This window comes from Streptomyces mexicanus, assembly GCF_902506575.1.
GTDB classification, from domain to species: domain Bacteria; phylum Actinomycetota; class Actinomycetes; order Streptomycetales; family Streptomycetaceae; genus Streptomyces; species Streptomyces mexicanus.
Map to the genome: position 1 here is coordinate 1 of NZ_LR732544.1, position 15,291 is coordinate 15,291.

Sequence of the window (15,291 nt, forward strand, 5' to 3'; positions counted from 1 at the left end):
GGGTGGGGCCGTGGGACGGGGACGGCCGGAGGGCGGCCCGCGAAGCGACGGACGGCCGGACGGCGTACGCCGGGCGGCCGGGCGCGGCGCGCCGAAGGGGCCGGCGGCGTGCGCCGAAGCCGGCGGGCATGGCGGGCGCGGCGCGCCGGACGGTCCGGCGGGCGTCAGATGAAGAGGTCGAAGTCCTCGACCAGGACGGCCGGTTCGGGCCGTTGCGCGAGCAGCTCGATCTCCTGGTTGGTGGCGTGCCGGGCACACACGAACCGGCAGTCCGCGCTGGGGTCGATCACCGAGGTGTCGGCCGCCGACCACAGCTCGGCGAAGCCGGTGTCCTGGATGTCACCGATGCGGCCCTTGGGGTTGCCCCGGTGGTAGGGGCAGACGTAGACGCCGGTCGGGGTGACGGTGGTGCGCAGTTCGGCCACGGCGCAGGTGCGGTAGTCCTTGGGCTGGACCGGGTCGGCGCCGGTGCGCACGGCCTGCCAGTTGGAGGAGTGCAGGATGTGGAAGGAGTCGTCCTCCAGGGCGCGCAGGCGGGCGATCTGGTCCTCGACCTCCTCGATGTCCTCGGGCCGCTGGTTGACCGTGTAGTGGTCCTCGTCCAGCATCGCCTTGACCTCGAAGTAGTCGCAGCCGATCTCCCGGGCGAGCACCCCGGCCCGGTACACCTCGTGGTAGTTGGAGTCGGTGACCTTGCCGTCGTCGTCGAAGCGCTGCATGAGCAGGAAGGAGTAGCCGAGCCGCCCCTTCTTGCGCGCGGCCAGCAGCCGCATGTTCTCGATGACCTGCGGGAAGGCGCTGCGCTTGCCGCGGCTGGGACGGAAGGCCTGATAGGTGTCGGGGTCGGCGGCGTCCACGGACACCCGCACCCAGGACAGCATCCCGGCGAGCCGGTCGAGGTGGCGGTGGATCTGGGTGCCGTTGGTGACCAGGCCGATGCGGATGCCGGCCTCGTGGAGCACCTCGATGATGCGTCCGACGGAACGGTGCAGCAGCGGTTCTCCACCGCCGATGAGGATGACCGCGCGCACCTGGGAGTCGGCCAGTTCGTGTGCGAGACGGACGATGCGGTCCTGTCCGATCTGGCCGTGGTGCAGCACCTGGGAGCTGATGCACTCGGGGCAGGCCAGGTCGCACACGGTCGTCGGGTCCAGGTCGACGACCAGCGGCGAGGACAGGCGCCGGCCGTGGGCGACGTCGAGGACGGCGGGGTACACGGACTTCTGGTAGAGCTTGCCCGTCAGGTCGAGACTGCGCTCCACGAACTGGGTACCGAGAGCGGATCCGGGCTGATCAGAGGTGCTGTCAGGCATACGTGCGGTCTCTTTCCGTTTCGACGGGACGGAGGGACGACGCGGGGACACGACAGGGAGTACTGAGACCTGGGAGCGCTCCCAAGACGGTGGCCGAACCTTGAGGGAGTGTCAACCGGCCATTCCAAACAGGCCGCATAGCTATGCCGAATGGCCGGAAACCTTCCCGCTTGACAGCGCGGAGGCGGTGGCGGACTCTGTGGGAGCGCTCCCACAACCATGTCGTTCCGTGGGCGACCGCGCACCCGACGTCACCAGGAGGCTGTCACCGATGACCGTTGCGCGCACCGAACCCTTGAGGACCCGAGCCGTCGAAGGGCTGCCCGCGGATTTCGTCTGGGGCGCGGCCACCTCCGCCTACCAGATCGAAGGGGCCGTGGCCGAGGACGGGCGCACACCGTCCATCTGGGACACCTTCAGCCACACTCCGGGTGCGGTGGCGAACGGCGACCACGGCGACGCGGCCTGCGACCACTACCACCGGATGCCCGAGGACGTGGCGCTGCTCGCGGACCTGGGACTGGACGCCTACCGCTTCTCCCTGTCCTGGCCCAGGATCCAGCCGGGCGGCAAGGGCCCGGCCAACGCCCGGGGTCTCGCCTTCTACGACCGCCTGGTCGACGAACTGCTGGCCCGGGACATCACCCCCTGGGTGACGCTCTACCACTGGGACCTGCCGCAGGAGCTGGAGGACGAGGGCGGCTGGCCGGTGCGCGACACCGCCCACCGTTTCGCGGAGTACGCCGGCATCGCGGCCGACGCCCTGGGTGACCGGGTGACCCACTGGATCACCCTCAACGAGCCCTACTGCTCGGCCATGCTCGGCTACTACGTCGGCGTCCACGCCCCCGGCCGCAGGCACTTCCCCGACTTCACCAAGGCCGCCCACCACCTGCTGCTCGGCCACGGTCTGGCCGCCGAGCAGGTCCGCGCCCGGGCGGCACGGCCGGCCGAGGTCGGCATCACCGTCAACCCCGTGGTGGCGCAGCCCTTCTCCGACGCGCCCGAAGACGTCGAGGCCGCCCGCCGCGCCGACGCGCTGGGCACCCGCCTGTACCTGGACCCGCTGGTGCACGGCCGCTACCCCGAGGACCTGCTGGCCGACCTCGCGCCGCACCGCGCCGAACCGCCGGTCCAGGACGGCGACCTGCGGACCATCGCGGCCCCGCTGGACTTCCTCGGCGTCAACTACTACTTCCGGGACGTGGTGCGCCCCGGGGACGAGCCGCGCGGCTACCGCAGCGTCCCCCAGACCGACCGTCCCTCCACGGCGATGCCGTGGGAGATCTATCCGCAGGGGCTGACCGACCTGCTGGTGCGCATCAGCCGCGAGTATCCCGGCCTGCCGCTGTACATCACGGAGAACGGCGCGGCCTTCGACGACACCCGCGCCGCCGTGGACGCGACCGGGCAGATCCAGGACCCGGAGCGGATCGCCTTCCTGGCCGAGCACCTGCAGGCCATCGGCCGGGCCCGTGGCGCGGGCGCGGACGTCCGCGGCTACTTCTGCTGGTCCCTGATGGACAACTTCGAGTGGGCGTACGGCTACGCCAAGCGTTTCGGGCTCGTCCACGTGGACTACGCCACGCAACGGCGCACCCCGAAGGCCAGCGCCGAGTGGCTGCGCGACACCGCCGCCGCGTGCCGGCAGCAGTGACCGCGGGCGCGGCGCCGCACCGGTGACACCCCCACCCTCGCGGCTCGCGGCGACAAGGTGTCAGGGCGGGGTCCGGCCGTACCGGACCCCGCCCTGACGCGTGCGGGCCGTACGCCGACGCCTGCGATCCACCGTGACGCGTGCGGCACACACAGAGGAGGTGCGGCGCCGGGGCGGCGGATCGCTGCGGCACCTGCGGTGGCTGCTGTCCACCGGGGAGGAACTGTTCCCCTCCGTCGCGGCCCGGGTGCTCGACGCCCTCCCCCACGTCCGGCTCGTCAACGCCTACGGTCCCGCCGAGTGCTCCGACCGACGTCACCCTGCACGTGGTGACCGACGCCGACCTCGCACGCCCCGGTGATCGAGCAGTTCCGCAAGGCCCTGGTGGCGGCGCGCTCACCGGGCGCCGGACCCGACGTGCGCGGCCGGGGCGTGGTGCCGGTCACGTGCCGCCGCCCGGTACGGCGGCCTGCTCCCGGCCGGGGCCGTCCACGCGTGCGGGGCGCACCACCGCCCCGGGCACGGGCGGCTCGGGCAGGGTCCGGAACAGCAGCCAGCTCAGCGCGGGCATCACGATCAGCGGCGTCAGGGCCGTCCGCAGGGAGGTCGCGTCCGCCAGGGCGCCGATGGCGGGACTGGTCAGCCCTCCGACGCTGACCATCAGGCCGAGCGCGACCCCGCCGGCGGTGCCCATCCGCCGGGGCAGGTAGTCCTGCGCGAGGGTGACCTGCAGCGAGAAGGGCACGTACAGGCCCATGGAGGTCAGGGCGACGAAGAGGTAGATCGCGGGCCCGGGCACGAACACCACGCCGGCGAGGGCGCCCACCGTCAGCAGGTAGCCCCCGCGCACGACGGCGACCCGGTTCCAGCGGCCGGCCAGCCGGCTGCCCAGCACGGTGCCCACCGCACCGCCGAGATACAGCACGAAGAGTGCGGCGGTGCCCGCCGCGGTCCCCCCTCCGGTCTGCTCCCGGGCGTGGAAGGCGATGAAGGTGCTCAGGCCGACGAACGCGATCGACCGGCACACCACCGCCAGCGACAGCTTCACGAAGGACCGGGTGTCGTCCTCCCCCACCGCGGCCCCGCCCTTCCCGTCGGCGCCCGCGGCGGTCTCCAGGGCGCGCAGCACGGGCAGGCACAGCACACTGCCGGCCACGGCGGGCACCACGAGCAGCGGTGACAGGCGCAGTCCACCGGTGCCGACCACGGCGGCGACCAGGAGCGGCGCCAGAGCGAAACCTATGGTGCCGCCCAGCGAGAACCAGCCCATCGCGCTGTGGCTGCCCCGGCTGGCCAGCCGGGCGACACGGGCGGACTCCGGGTGGTAGGCGGCGACGCCGACGCCGGAGACGGCCACGAAGGCCAGCGTGAGCGGATAGGAGCCGATGAGGCCGCTCACCGCGACGCCCAGACCGCCGAGCAGCGTGCTCACCGGCAGCAGCCAGGGCATGGCCCGCCGGTCGGTCAGCGCGCCGAAGGCCGGCCGCGCCACGGAGGACAGCAGCGACGCGGCGAGCACGATGCCCGAGGCGGCGGCGTAGCCGTAGGAACGTTCGGCGACGAAGAAGGGCACGAGGGAGGCCACCGCGCCCTGGTAGACGTCCACGCAGGCGTGCCCTGCCGACATCAGCACGATCGATCGGTTCCTTGACATGCCGCCATCGTCACCGCCGTGCGGTTGTCGCGTTTTCGATAGACGGCCAGTCGATGACGCAACCCCGCCATGTGCCGCTGGCGCCCCCCCGCAGCCAGCGGCTGGCCCCCGGAGCGGGGATCGACGCCCACCGCCACGACGACCACCAGATCGTGTACGCCGGCCGCGGCGTACTGACCGTCACCACGGAGGCCGGGTCCTGGATCGCGCCGGCCACGCGGGCCATCTGGGTACCGGCCGGCACGGTGCACTCGCACCAGGCCCACGGCGAGCTCGAACTGCACCTCGTCGGCCTGTCCGCCGGCGACAATCCGCTCGGCCTGGACGAACCGACCGTGCTGTCCGTCAGCCCGCTGCTGCGCGAGCTGATCCTCGCCCACACCGGCGCGGCGGACCGCGACAGCCCCGAACAGCGGCGGATGCGCGCGGTGTTGTTGGACCAACTGCGGGCCTGCCCGCAGGAGCCGCTGTGCCTGCCGACCCCCACCGCGCCCCTGCTGCTGGCGCTGTGGGAGATCCTGCGGGCGGACCCGTCCGACGACCGCACCCTGGCCGAGCTGGGCCGGCGGGTGGGCGCGAGCAGCCGCACGCTGTCCCGGCTGTTCCGGTCGGACCTGGGCATGACCTTCCCGCAGTGGCGCACCCAGTTGCGCCTGCACCACGCGCTGGTCCTGCTGGCGGACGGCACCCCGGTGACCGCCGTGGCGCACCTGTGCGGATGGTCGTCCGCCAGTGCCTTCATCGAGGTCTTCCGCCGTACGTTCGGCTCCACACCGGGGGCGCACCGCGCCTCCACCGCCGGCGTGTGACCTGCGCCCCGCGTGGGGGCGCGGGAGCGAACCGCCCCCGGCGCACGGGTCAGGCGGTCTCGCGCACGGCCCGGGCGAGCAGGCACAGCCCTTCCTCGGGCTCCTCCGGTGCACGGTCAGCGGCGGCATGAGCTTGAGGACCTCCTCCCGCGGCATGCGGTGACGCTGTCGGCGCCGGGTCGAGGATCCTTCACATGGACGCTCAAGTCGCCTCCGCCCGCCGGCCTCCTCCGCCGGACGGCCTCGCCCGGCGGCCGGTCCGCTCGCACCGGCCGGCCCCCGTCCGCCTCGCCGCCGAGGGCGCGGCGCAGTTTTCCGGCCTTTCGCGCCGGGGGCCCGCGCACAGTCTTGTCAGGGGCATGGGGAACTTCTACAGTCCCGCACGAACCGATGGGAGCGCTCCCAAGCGCTGTCGCGCGTGACGGTGCGCCCCCTCCCCCCACATCGCCGTCTGTCGAAGAGGTCCCCATGCGACCGATGCACCACCGGCTCGACCCCGCGCGCGGCCTGCTCGGCGCGCTGCTCGCGGCGTTCGCCCTGCTCGCCGCCCTCACGGCGGCCGCCCCGGCGGCCCGGGCCGACACGCAGATCTGCGACGCCTTCGGATCGACCACGATCCAGGGCCGCTACGTCGTCCAGAACAACCGCTGGGGCACCGACGCCGCCCAGTGCGTCACCGTCACGGACTCCGGCTTCCGCCTCAGCCGGGCCGACGGCTCGGTGCCCACCGACGGCGCCCCCAAGGCGTACCCGTCCGTCTACAACGGCTGCCACTACACCAACTGCTCGCCGGGTACGGCCCTTCCGGCCCGGCTCGACACCATCTCCTCCGCGCCGACCAGCATTTCCTACAGCTACGTCAGCGACGCGGTCTACGACGCCGCCTACGACATCTGGCTGGACCCCACGCCCCGGACCGACGGCGTGAACCGGACCGAGATCATGGTCTGGTTCAACAAGGTCGGGCCGATCCAGCCGGTGGGCGCGCAGACCGGCACGGCCACGGTGGCCGGCCGCACCTGGCAGGTGTGGTCCGGCAACAACGGCTCCAACGACGTCCTGTCGTTCGTCGCCCCCTCGGCGATCGGCGGCTGGAGCTTCGACGTCATGGACTTCGTCCGCCAGGCGGTCTCCCGGGGGCTCGCCGGGAACGACTGGTACCTGACGAGCGTGCAGGCGGGCTTCGAACCCTGGCAGAACGGTGCCGGGCTCGCCGTGACGTCGTTCTCCTCCGAGGTCCGCACCGGCGGCGCGTCCGGCGGCCGGGCCACCTGCGAGGTGGCGTACGACACGAACGTCTGGCCGGGCGGATTCACGGCCGACGTCACGGTGCGCGACACCGGCTCGGCACCGGTGGACGGCTGGCAGCTCGTCTTCACCCTGCCCGCCGGGCAGCGCGTCACCTCGGCGTGGAACGCCACCGTCTCCCCGTCGTCGGGCACCGTCACGGCGAGCGCTCTGCCGCACAACGCGCACATCGCGCCCGGCGGCAGCCAGACGTTCGGCTTCCAGGGCACCTACAGCGGCACCTTCGCCGCACCGAGCGGCTTCACCCTCAACGGCGCCGCCTGCACCAGCGCGTGACCGGCGCCCCCACCGCACCTACCGGCACCACGTGACACGCACACGCACACGCACACGCACACGCACCGCGAAACACGCAGCACGCAGCACGCAAACCCTCACCGGCACCACCACGCACCGACCCGTCCAGCGAACTCCGTACAGCAGAAAGGACAGCACCGTGACGCGACGCGGCAGACTCCTCTCGGTGGCGGCGGCCTTCGCCACCCTCCTTGCGGCGCTGGGCCTGACCTTCCTCGGTCAGGGACGCGCCGAGGCGCACGGGGTGGCGATGCTGCCCGGCTCGCGCACCTACCTGTGCTACCTGGACGCCCGCACCGCCACCGGCAGCCTGGACCCGACCAACCCCGCCTGCCGGGACGCCCTGGCCAAGAGCGGGGCCACGGCCCTGTACAACTGGTTCGCCGTGCTGGACTCCAACGCCGGCGGCCGGGGCGCGGGATACGTGCCCGACGGCACCCTGTGCAGCGCGGGCAACCGCTCGCCGTACGACTTCTCCGCCTACAACGCCGCCCGCGCCGACTGGCCGCGCACCCACCTGACCTCGGGTGACACGATCCAGGTCCAGTACAGCAACTGGGCGGCGCCCCCCGGCTCGTTCCGCGTCTACCTGACCCAGCCCGGCTGGTCGCCGACGTCCGAGCTGCGCTGGGACGACCTGCAGCTGATCCAGACGGTCACCAACCCGCCGCAGGTGGGCTCGCCGGGCACCGACGGCGGCCACTACTACTGGGACCTGAAGCTGCCCTCCGGGCGCTCCGGTGACGCGCTGGTCTTCATCCAGTGGGTCCGCTCCGACAGCCAGGAGAACTTCTTCTCCTGCTCGGACGTCGTCTTCGACGGCGGCCACGGCGAGGTGACCGGCATCCGCACCTCGGGCTCGCAGACCCCGACCCCGACCCGTGTGGCCCTTGAGGTCGTCGATCACCTGCGCCACGATGTGGCGGCTTGGGCGGGGCCCGCCCCACCCGGGGCCCCCCCCCCTGCCCGGGGGCCGCCTTCCGCTCCCGCTGGGACCGCGCCTGGTCGCCGCGCCCCTGCCGCTGGACGAGGTGGACCTCGCCGACCTGGACAACTTCGCCGACGGCATCACCCCGTGGCGCATGTTCCACACCCTGCGCCACCAGGACCCCGTCCACTGGCAGCCCGAGCAGGCGCCCAACTCCGGGTTCTGGGCGGTGACCCGGCACGCCGACATCGCCCGCGTCGACCGCGACGCCGAGACCTTCACCTCCACCAAGTTCGTCAACCTCGAAGAGGTGGACGACGACCAGATCAAGAAGCGGGCCTCCCTCCTGGAACTGGACGGCGTGCGCCACCGGGCCCTGCGCAGCCTGCTGCAGCGGCAGTTCGGGGCGAGCGTCATCGGCAGCTACGCCGACTTCCTGCGCGGCCTGACCGCCACCACCCTGGACGCGGCCCTGGCCAAGGGCAGGTTCGACTTCGTCAAGGAGGTCTCCGCCGACTTCCCCATCAACGTCCTCGCCCGCCTCCTGGACGTGCCCCCGGAGGACAACCAGCAGCTCATCGACTGGGGCAACCGCATCATCGGCAACACCGACCCGGACTACGCCGATGTGCTGCTGCACAGCCAGGAGAGCGAGAAGTACCGCGACCTGCCCTTCCGCTCCCCCGCCTCCCTGGAGGTGTTCGCCTACGGCCGTGAGCTGGCCCGGCAGCGGCGCGGCGGCACCGGCACCGACCTGATCTCCCGCCTCGTCAACGAGATTCCCCGCGACGGCGTGCCGCTGTCCCCGCAGGACTTCGACAACTACTTCCTGCTGCTGGTGGTGGCCGGCAACGAGACCACCCGCCACACCATCACCCACTCCATGCTGGCCCTCCTGCAACACCCCGAGCAGCTCGCCCGCCTCCAGGAGGACCCCTCCCTCATCCCAGCCGCGGTCGAGGAGTTTCTGCGCTGGGCCTCGCCCGTCTACCACTTCCGCCGCACCGCCACCCGGGACGTCGACCTCGGCGGCAAGCACATCAAGGAAGGCGACAAGGTCGTCATGTGGTTCGCCTCCGGCAACCGCGACGAGGAGGTCTTCGGCAACCCCTACGATTTCGACGTCACAAGGCAGAACAACGACCACGTCACCTTCGGCAAGGGCAGCCCCCACCTGTGCCTGGGCAACCTGCTCGCCCGCACCGAGATCCGCATCATGTTCGAGGAGCTGATCCCGCGCCTGGCGGACATCCGGCTCGTCGGCGACGTCCCGCGGGTGCGCTCCAACTTCGTCAACGGGATCAAGAAGCTGCCCGTCGAGGTCACCCTCGCCTGAGGGCCGCAGGCGCGGATGCTGCGCGAATCGAAGGCCGGCGGCCGGCCCGGCGGCCCGGAGCAGTGCGTGGGCCTGGAGGAGGCGCTGCGGGCGTACACGGTGAACGCGGCGGGCCAGGACTTCGCGGAGACGTGGAAGGGCTCGATCGAGCCGGGCAAGGTGGCCGACCTGTGTGTGCTGGACCGGCCCCTGCTGGATCTCGGCGCGCACGAGTTCACCGAGGTGCGGGTGGACCTGACGGTGTTCGACGGGCGCGTCGTGCACGAACGCTGAACACACCGCCGCGCAGTGGCCCGCACCGCCATGGTCGGACCGCGCACGGCACCCGCACGGCCGGCGCCCGCCCGTACACTTTGACACCGAACGACCGCCGGCCGGCCAGGCTCCGCGGTCCGGCGACGACGTGAGGGAGCGCCCGTGCCCAGCCAGCGGTCCATCAACGAGGCGGAGAAGCTCGCCGAGGCCAAGCTCGGCGGCATCCCCGTCCGGCGGGAGCAGATGGCGGCGGTGGCCAACATCTACCGGGCCGCGTCCGCCGTCCGCCAGCACCTGGAGAACTCCGTGCTGCGCGGCTCTGACCTGACCTGGACCGCCTTCGTCGTGCTGTGGGTGGTGTGGGTGTGGGGCGAGTCCGAGACCCGGCACGTCGCCGAGGAGGCGGGTATCTCCAAGGGCACGCTGACCGGGGTGTCCCGCACGCTGGAGTCGCGCGGCCTGCTGCGGCGCACCGGCCACCCCACGGACGGGCGGCTCGTGCTGCTCGCCCTGACCGAGGAGGGCGAGGAGTTCATGCGCCGGGTGTTCCCGGCGTTCAACGAGGAGGAGGCGTTCGTCACCGCCCGGCTGAGCGACGCCGAGTGCCGCGCCCTCGCCGACGGACTGCGCCGCGTGGTGCTCCAGGTCGAGGAGGAGGGCGAGGAGCGGCGCCGCTCGCTGCTGAACGGCGAAGAGCCCGCACCGCGCCGCAGCGGCCGCCGTCCCCGGGGATGACGACGCCCCGTTGGGCTGGCCCGGACAAGCGGCAAGGGGGGATTCGGTGAGGGACAGCTGCGTCCTTCTCGACATCGGCGGCGTCCTGGAGATCACGCCGCAGACGGGATGGGAGTCGCGGTGGGAGGAGCGGCTGGGGTGGCCGCCGGGCACCGTGCACGAACGGATGCGGGACGTGTGGCAGGCCGGGAGCGTCGGACACATCGGCGAGCAGGAGGTGCACGAGCAGGTGGCGGCACGCCTGGGTCTCGACGCGCCGCAGGTCGAGGCGTTCATGGCCGATCTGTGGACGGAGTACCTGGGGACGGCGAACGAGGACCTCATCGCCTACGTCCGCGGGCTGAGGGGGCGATGCCGGCTGGGCATCCTCAGCAACAGCTTCGTCGGCGCGCGGGAGCGGGAGACGGCGGCGTACGGCTTCGACGCGCTGGTGGAGCGGATCGTCTACTCGCACGAGATCGGCGTCGGCAAACCCGACCCGCGGGCCTTCGAGGCCGCCTGCGACGCACTGGGTGTGCCGGCGCACAGGTGTCTGTTCATCGACGACGCCGCCGCCAACGTGGAGGCCGCCCGGGCGGCGGGCATGCAGGCGCACCTGTTCGAGGACAACGCCGGGACGATCGCGCGGATCGCCGCGCACCTGGGCGCGCGGAGCCGGTGACGGCGGGACCTGTCCCGCCGTCATGACCCCCGCACGGCAGTCCTGTCGGGCCGGCCGTGGCCCGGTGGCCGGCCGGGCCACGGCCGCGACGGTCCGTCAGTTCAGGCGGCACACCGTGTGCGGGTCGGCCCCCGGGGCACCGGGCGGCGCGGTGAGCCGTTCCTCGCTGCCCGCCGGCCGGCCGCACACGCTCTCCGAGCGCACCCGGCCGTCCCGGTAGGTCACCCGTGTGATCTCGTACCCGTGGCCGCGCTGGTCGGCGTACGGGCGGCTGCCGACGAAACTGACCGTCCCCACCGGCAGGTTGGGGTTGGGGTGCCAGCGCAGATCCGCCCAGGTCTCCGCGGCGGTCTGCGGCATGTCGCCGTTCCTGGCGGCCCGGTAGAGCACCGCCGTGGCGCTGTAGGACAGCACCGTCTGCCCGCTGGAGAACAGCGGGTCGCGCCAGGGCCGGGCGGGGTCGGCGAGCGCGGCGGCCGGTGAACCGGCGGGGAGCAGGGCGGTCAGGGCTTGGTGGGCGTCCTCGTAGAAGCCCCGGGCGGCGGCGAGGTCCATGGGGGCCAGGGAGAAGTGGTAGAGGGTGAGTTCGGGAGGGATGCGCAGGTTCTCGCCCTCGTCGTAGGCGCTCTTGGTGAGGTCGTCGCCGGTGAACACCGTGATACGGCGGCCGGAGCAGCCGGGGGTGGAGCCGAGCTGGGCCATCAGGTTGGGCACGTCCTCGACCCGGCCCGCGAAGTAGACGGCCCGGGGCACGGTCCCGCTCGCGCAGATGGCGCCGACGGGAGTGGTCAGCTCCGGCTCCCCCTGGGAGCTGAGCCGGTAGGTCCGGGCGGGTGCCAGGGTGAAGCCGGCTTCGACCAGCATGCGCCGGCCGACCCTGGCCTGCTCGGTGGTGTAGAAGTCCTTCTCGCTGCCGACCGTCCGGGAGAGCACCGCGGCCTGCGCGCCGTGCTCGCGGGCGGCCAGCTGCCGGGCGAGGACCAGCAGCGCGTCCGCCTCCTCCTCGTCGGTGGCGGCCAGCCCGAACCAGTTCGACAGCCGGCGCGCCAGGTGGCTGCCGGAGTTGGTGGTGCTCACCACGGGCAGCCCGGCACGCTTGAGGATCCTGGCCGCCGCCTCGGTCTCCGTGGTGTCCCGCCCCATGCCGACCACGCCCACGACGGACCGGTCGCGCCGGGCCAGGTCGGCGATGTGCCGGGCCATGGGCAGCACGTGCAGCATGTTCTCACCGGCGTTGGCCAGCAGCACCTTGATCTTGGTGGGCTGGTCGGTGCTCACGTTCGCGTAGTGCTGGTAGAGGTAGACCCCGGTGATCTCCTCCAGGCCCTTGCGGGTGTCGGCCGGGTCGGCCGCGGTCACCGGGCCGGCGTAGACGATCGTGACGTGCGGCTCCTTCGGTCCGATCGCCGCGTTCTCGGCTCTGATCGCCTGCTCGACGGCGTCGAAGGTGACGCCCTTGCCGACGCCGAACAGGCTCAGCCGGTTGCCCCGGGCGAGCCGGACGTCGCCGGTGGCCACACCGATGCACTGGCCGTCGTCGCGCACCGAGTCCGTGTTGGAGCCCAGCAGCCGGCCCTCGCAGTAGTGCTGGGCCAGCCAGCGGTTGCCGAGGAAGCCGGCGCCCAGGGCGAGGGCCAGGACCACGGCCAGGCAGGGCCGGGACCACAGCAGCCAGGCCGCCGTGCGGCGGATCCGGGTGGTGGAGTGCTGGGTGGAGTGCCGGTGCCGCAACTCCTCGGTGGACAGCGGTATCCGCAGGATCCACGGCAGGGCGGCGGCCCGGCCCGGGGACTGGCCGACGTTGAGGTTGGTCACCCACCGCTGGTACCGGGCGTCCGCGCCGTGGGCCTGCTCCTCGTCGCTCCCCGAGCCGGTGACGGGCGTGGCGGCCGGGTCGGCGTCGGCGCCCGGTGGGCGCAGGCGTTCGGCGGCGGGGACCGCGGCCAGCACCAGCAACGGATCGACCTCGCTGCGCCGGCTGCGCACGTTGCTGATGCTGCGGAGCAGCAGCAGGCCGCCGTCCTCCTCGGTGGCGCGCGGCAGGTACACCACGGGCGGCACGGTGCGTTTGCGGCGGCGCAGGTCGAAGGTGAGCGGCCGGAAGTTGTGGCGCAGATCCTCCAGCAGCGCCAGCACCCGCAGCTCGACATGGAACTGACGGGCCGTCGGGTCGCCCGCCTGTGCGGCGGCCACCTGCTGGGCGACGGCGAAGGCCCGACCGCGGATGGTCTCCCAGGATTTCGCCGGCCGCCAGCGGGACCAGTCGGCGGCCTCGGGCCGGTCGCTGAGCGGGGCCAGGAAGGTGGTGGTGGCGAACCACCGGCTGGCCCGGCGCAGCCACAGCAGCGGCGGCGCGCTGCGCGCCAGCAGGTGGGCCAGGCCGAACGCCATCAGGGCCAGGGCGCCGCCCCACACGGCGGTCCGCCAGCCGCCCTCGCCCAGCAGCACGCTCAGGCAGGCGATGAACAGGGCTCCGGCGAAACCGGAGGGGTTGACCACGGCGCCGACCGTCTCCGCCAGCGCCAGGGCGCGGCGGCCGCCCGTACCGTCCACACCGTCCGCGCCGCCGGCCGGCCGCCAGCGCAGCTCGGCCAGCCGGCGCATCAGCCGCTCACGGCGTTGCGCGGCCGTCCAGACCGTCGGCTGGTCCGCGCCGACCTCGGGCGCGGCCTGCTCGATCGCCCGCAGCAGCCGTGAGCGCGGGAAGGTGAACGGCTTGTACTGGGACTGTCTCTGGTTGTCCCAGGAGTGCTCGCACAGCTGGCGCACCATGTCGATGGCCGAGGAGTAGGCGTCCGGGCCACCGCCTCCCTCGAGCCGCTTGCCGAGCAGGCCGCGCGGCAGCTGGCTCTGGTGGACGAACTCCACGACCTTCGCCACGCGGCGGTCGAGGAGGCCGGTGGGGTCCTCCTCCTCCGCCTGGAGCACCACCAGCGGGGTCACCGGAGGACCGGAGCGGAAGTCGTCGATGAGCCGCCTCATCAGTTCGAAGACCGCGTCCGCCGCCTCCAGCCCGGCACTGCCGGTCCACCCCTGTCTCCCCATCCGGTCCGCCCCTCCCCCGTGGCATCAGCCGACCCGAACGTGCTGCGCCCGATGGGGATACCCACACAGGGGCGGCGCCGCACCACCGAAGTGGTCCGGCCGTCCGCCGGGCGCGCCCGGCGGGCCCCGGCTCCGCCCGGGATCAGGACGCGGCGCGCCTGGGCAGCCGCCAGTTGGGCCGCGGGAAGTGGCAGGTGTAGCCGTCGGGGTAGCGCTGGAGGTAGTCCTGGTGCTCGGGCTCTGCCTCCCAGAACGGGCCGGCCGGGACCACCTCGGTGACCACCGGTCCCGGCCACAGCCCTGAGGCGTCGACGTCGGCGATGGTCTCCTCGGCGATGCGCCGCTGCTCGTCGTCGAGGTAGAAGATCGCCGAGCGGTAGCTGGAGCCGATGTCGTTGCCCTGCCGGTTCTTCGTCGTGGGGTCGTGGATCTGGAAGAAGAACTCCAGGATGGTGCGGTAGTCGGTCACGGCCGGGTCGAAGACGATCTCGATCGACTCGGCGTGGCCGTCGTGCCGCCGGTAGGTGGGATGGGACATCTCACCGCCGCTGTAGCCGACGCGGGTGTCCACCACGCCGGGGAGCTTGCGGATCAGCTCCTGCATGCCCCAGAAGCAGCCGCCCGCCAGCAGGGCCTTCTGTACCTCGTTGCTCATCTGTGCCTCACCCTTCTCTGCAAGCTGATGAACGTTTTCCCCCGGCCTCTGTGTTCCCCGGGGACCCGGCCGGCTCGCCCGGCGCACCCGCGGCGACCCGCACGCACGTGCCGCACCGGCCCCGTCTTCCGCTCCGGCGGGGCGACGGCCCGGGCCGCGCTTCCCGGGACGACGGCGACGATCCGCCGGCGTGCACCGGCACCGAGTTCGCCGTCCGCCGCTCCTGCTTCCCGCTGGGCTCGGCCGACCGGATCCCGTGCGCGCGGATCCGGCCGGCGCGGTGGGTCCCGCTCACCCCGCTCGCCGGGGGCCTGCGGATCCGGGGATCGGGCCACTCCGTATCCCCTCGGGCCCCTCCGTGTCCTCCCGGCTCCGCGTCGGCCGCACCGCCGCGCGCGCCGTCGCCTACCGTGGCACGAGCACCACACCGCCGTTCTTCCCCCCCCGCCCACCCCCGCTCCTCCCGCCCGGGCCAGCCGCGGACCTGCCGACGCAAGCCGCCCGCCCTCCCCGTCTGCGCCCCCGACCCCCCCCCCGGCGGCCCCCCCCCCCCCCGGCCCCCCCCGCCCCCCCCCGCCCCCGCTCCCGCCCCCGCGGGCGCGCTCCGCCCTCCCGCCGCGGACGCGCGCCGCGCCCCC

11 protein-coding genes and 1 pseudogene are annotated in these 15,291 nt (G+C 73.2%); 8 read left to right on the plus strand and 4 right to left on the minus strand.

Going from position 1 to position 15,291, the window contains the following annotated elements:
• Window positions 1-164 precede the first annotated feature (164 nt).
• Window positions 165-1,313 (minus strand): radical SAM protein, encoded by a 1,149-nt coding sequence (locus tag GV126_RS00005; protein ID WP_159661854.1) that lies wholly within the window; start codon window positions 1,311-1,313, stop codon window positions 165-167.
• 271 nt (window positions 1,314-1,584) lie between these two features.
• Between GV126_RS00005 and GV126_RS00010 the strand changes: the two genes are divergently transcribed.
• Complete coding sequence (locus tag GV126_RS00010; RefSeq protein ID WP_159661855.1) at window positions 1,585-2,970, plus strand: GH1 family beta-glucosidase; 1,386 nt, start codon at window positions 1,585-1,587, stop codon at window positions 2,968-2,970.
• A gap of 442 nt (window positions 2,971-3,412) precedes the next feature.
• Here the strand turns inward: GV126_RS00010 and GV126_RS00015 are convergent, their stop codons facing one another.
• The gene (locus GV126_RS00015; protein ID WP_159661856.1) at window positions 3,413-4,624 is read right to left on the minus strand and encodes an MFS transporter; all 1,212 of its coding nucleotides are present in this window, start codon (window positions 4,622-4,624) and stop codon (window positions 3,413-3,415) included.
• A gap of 53 nt (window positions 4,625-4,677) precedes the next feature.
• Here GV126_RS00015 and GV126_RS00020 point away from each other — a divergent pair, with 53 nt between their 5' ends.
• The 7 genes and pseudogenes from GV126_RS00020 to GV126_RS00050 all read left to right on the plus strand — a co-directional run bounded on the left by GV126_RS00020 (window position 4,678) and on the right by GV126_RS00050 (window position 10,953).
• Window positions 4,678-5,433 carry an AraC family transcriptional regulator gene (locus GV126_RS00020; RefSeq protein ID WP_159661857.1) on the plus strand — a complete coding sequence of 252 codons (756 nt, stop codon included), beginning with the start codon at window positions 4,678-4,680 and terminating at the stop codon, window positions 5,431-5,433.
• A 468-nt stretch (window positions 5,434-5,901) separates the two neighbouring features.
• On the plus strand, window positions 5,902-7,017 hold the full coding sequence (locus GV126_RS00025) for a glycoside hydrolase family 12 protein (protein WP_159661858.1): 1,116 nt from the start codon (window positions 5,902-5,904) through the stop codon (window positions 7,015-7,017).
• A gap of 160 nt (window positions 7,018-7,177) precedes the next feature.
• Window positions 7,178-7,918 (plus strand): annotated as a pseudogene (locus GV126_RS00030) (lytic polysaccharide monooxygenase auxiliary activity family 9 protein); the annotation flags it as partial.
• Window positions 7,919-8,054: 136 nt separating this feature from the next.
• Window positions 8,055-9,302, plus strand: coding sequence for a cytochrome P450 (locus GV126_RS00035; protein WP_236570213.1), 1,248 nt, complete (start codon window positions 8,055-8,057; stop codon window positions 9,300-9,302).
• 15 nt (window positions 9,303-9,317) lie between these two features.
• On the plus strand, window positions 9,318-9,575 hold the full coding sequence (locus tag GV126_RS00040; RefSeq protein ID WP_159661859.1) for an amidohydrolase family protein: 258 nt from the start codon (window positions 9,318-9,320) through the stop codon (window positions 9,573-9,575).
• Between the two features lie 144 nt (window positions 9,576-9,719).
• Window positions 9,720-10,292, plus strand: a complete 573-nt coding sequence (locus tag GV126_RS00045) for a MarR family winged helix-turn-helix transcriptional regulator (protein WP_159661860.1) — start codon at window positions 9,720-9,722, stop codon at window positions 10,290-10,292.
• Between the two features lie 46 nt (window positions 10,293-10,338).
• Entirely contained in the window at window positions 10,339-10,953 is a 615-nt protein-coding gene (locus GV126_RS00050; protein ID WP_159661861.1) for an HAD family hydrolase, read from the plus strand.
• A 96-nt stretch (window positions 10,954-11,049) separates the two neighbouring features.
• On the opposite strand, the gene GV126_RS00055 is transcribed toward GV126_RS00050, so the two are convergent.
• Window positions 11,050-13,998 carry an ABC transporter substrate-binding protein gene (locus tag GV126_RS00055; RefSeq protein ID WP_159661862.1) on the minus strand — a complete coding sequence of 983 codons (2,949 nt, stop codon included), beginning with the start codon at window positions 13,996-13,998 and terminating at the stop codon, window positions 11,050-11,052.
• A gap of 142 nt (window positions 13,999-14,140) precedes the next feature.
• Window positions 14,141-14,653 (minus strand): peptide-methionine (S)-S-oxide reductase MsrA, encoded by a 513-nt coding sequence (gene msrA, locus GV126_RS00060; RefSeq protein WP_159661863.1) that lies wholly within the window; start codon window positions 14,651-14,653, stop codon window positions 14,141-14,143.
• Window positions 14,654-15,291: the final 638 nt, after the last annotated feature.

What these genes read in the sequence shown, in the direction of transcription:
- GV126_RS00005 (WP_159661854.1), bottom strand. Translation starts at nt 1,313, where the DNA reads ATGCCTGACAGCACCTCTGATCAGCCCGGATCCGCTCTCGGTACCCAG.
- GV126_RS00010 (WP_159661855.1), top strand. Translation starts at nt 1,585, where the DNA reads ATGACCGTTGCGCGCACCGAACCCTTGAGGACCCGAGCCGTCGAAGGG.
- GV126_RS00015 (WP_159661856.1), bottom strand. Translation starts at nt 4,624, where the DNA reads ATGTCAAGGAACCGATCGATCGTGCTGATGTCGGCAGGGCACGCCTGC.
- GV126_RS00020 (WP_159661857.1), top strand. Translation starts at nt 4,678, where the DNA reads ATGACGCAACCCCGCCATGTGCCGCTGGCGCCCCCCCGCAGCCAGCGG.
- GV126_RS00025 (WP_159661858.1), top strand. Translation starts at nt 5,902, where the DNA reads ATGCGACCGATGCACCACCGGCTCGACCCCGCGCGCGGCCTGCTCGGC.
- GV126_RS00040 (WP_159661859.1), top strand. Translation starts at nt 9,318, where the DNA reads ATGCTGCGCGAATCGAAGGCCGGCGGCCGGCCCGGCGGCCCGGAGCAG.
- GV126_RS00055 (WP_159661862.1), bottom strand. Translation starts at nt 13,998, where the DNA reads ATGGGGAGACAGGGGTGGACCGGCAGTGCCGGGCTGGAGGCGGCGGAC.
- msrA (WP_159661863.1), bottom strand. Translation starts at nt 14,653, where the DNA reads ATGAGCAACGAGGTACAGAAGGCCCTGCTGGCGGGCGGCTGCTTCTGG.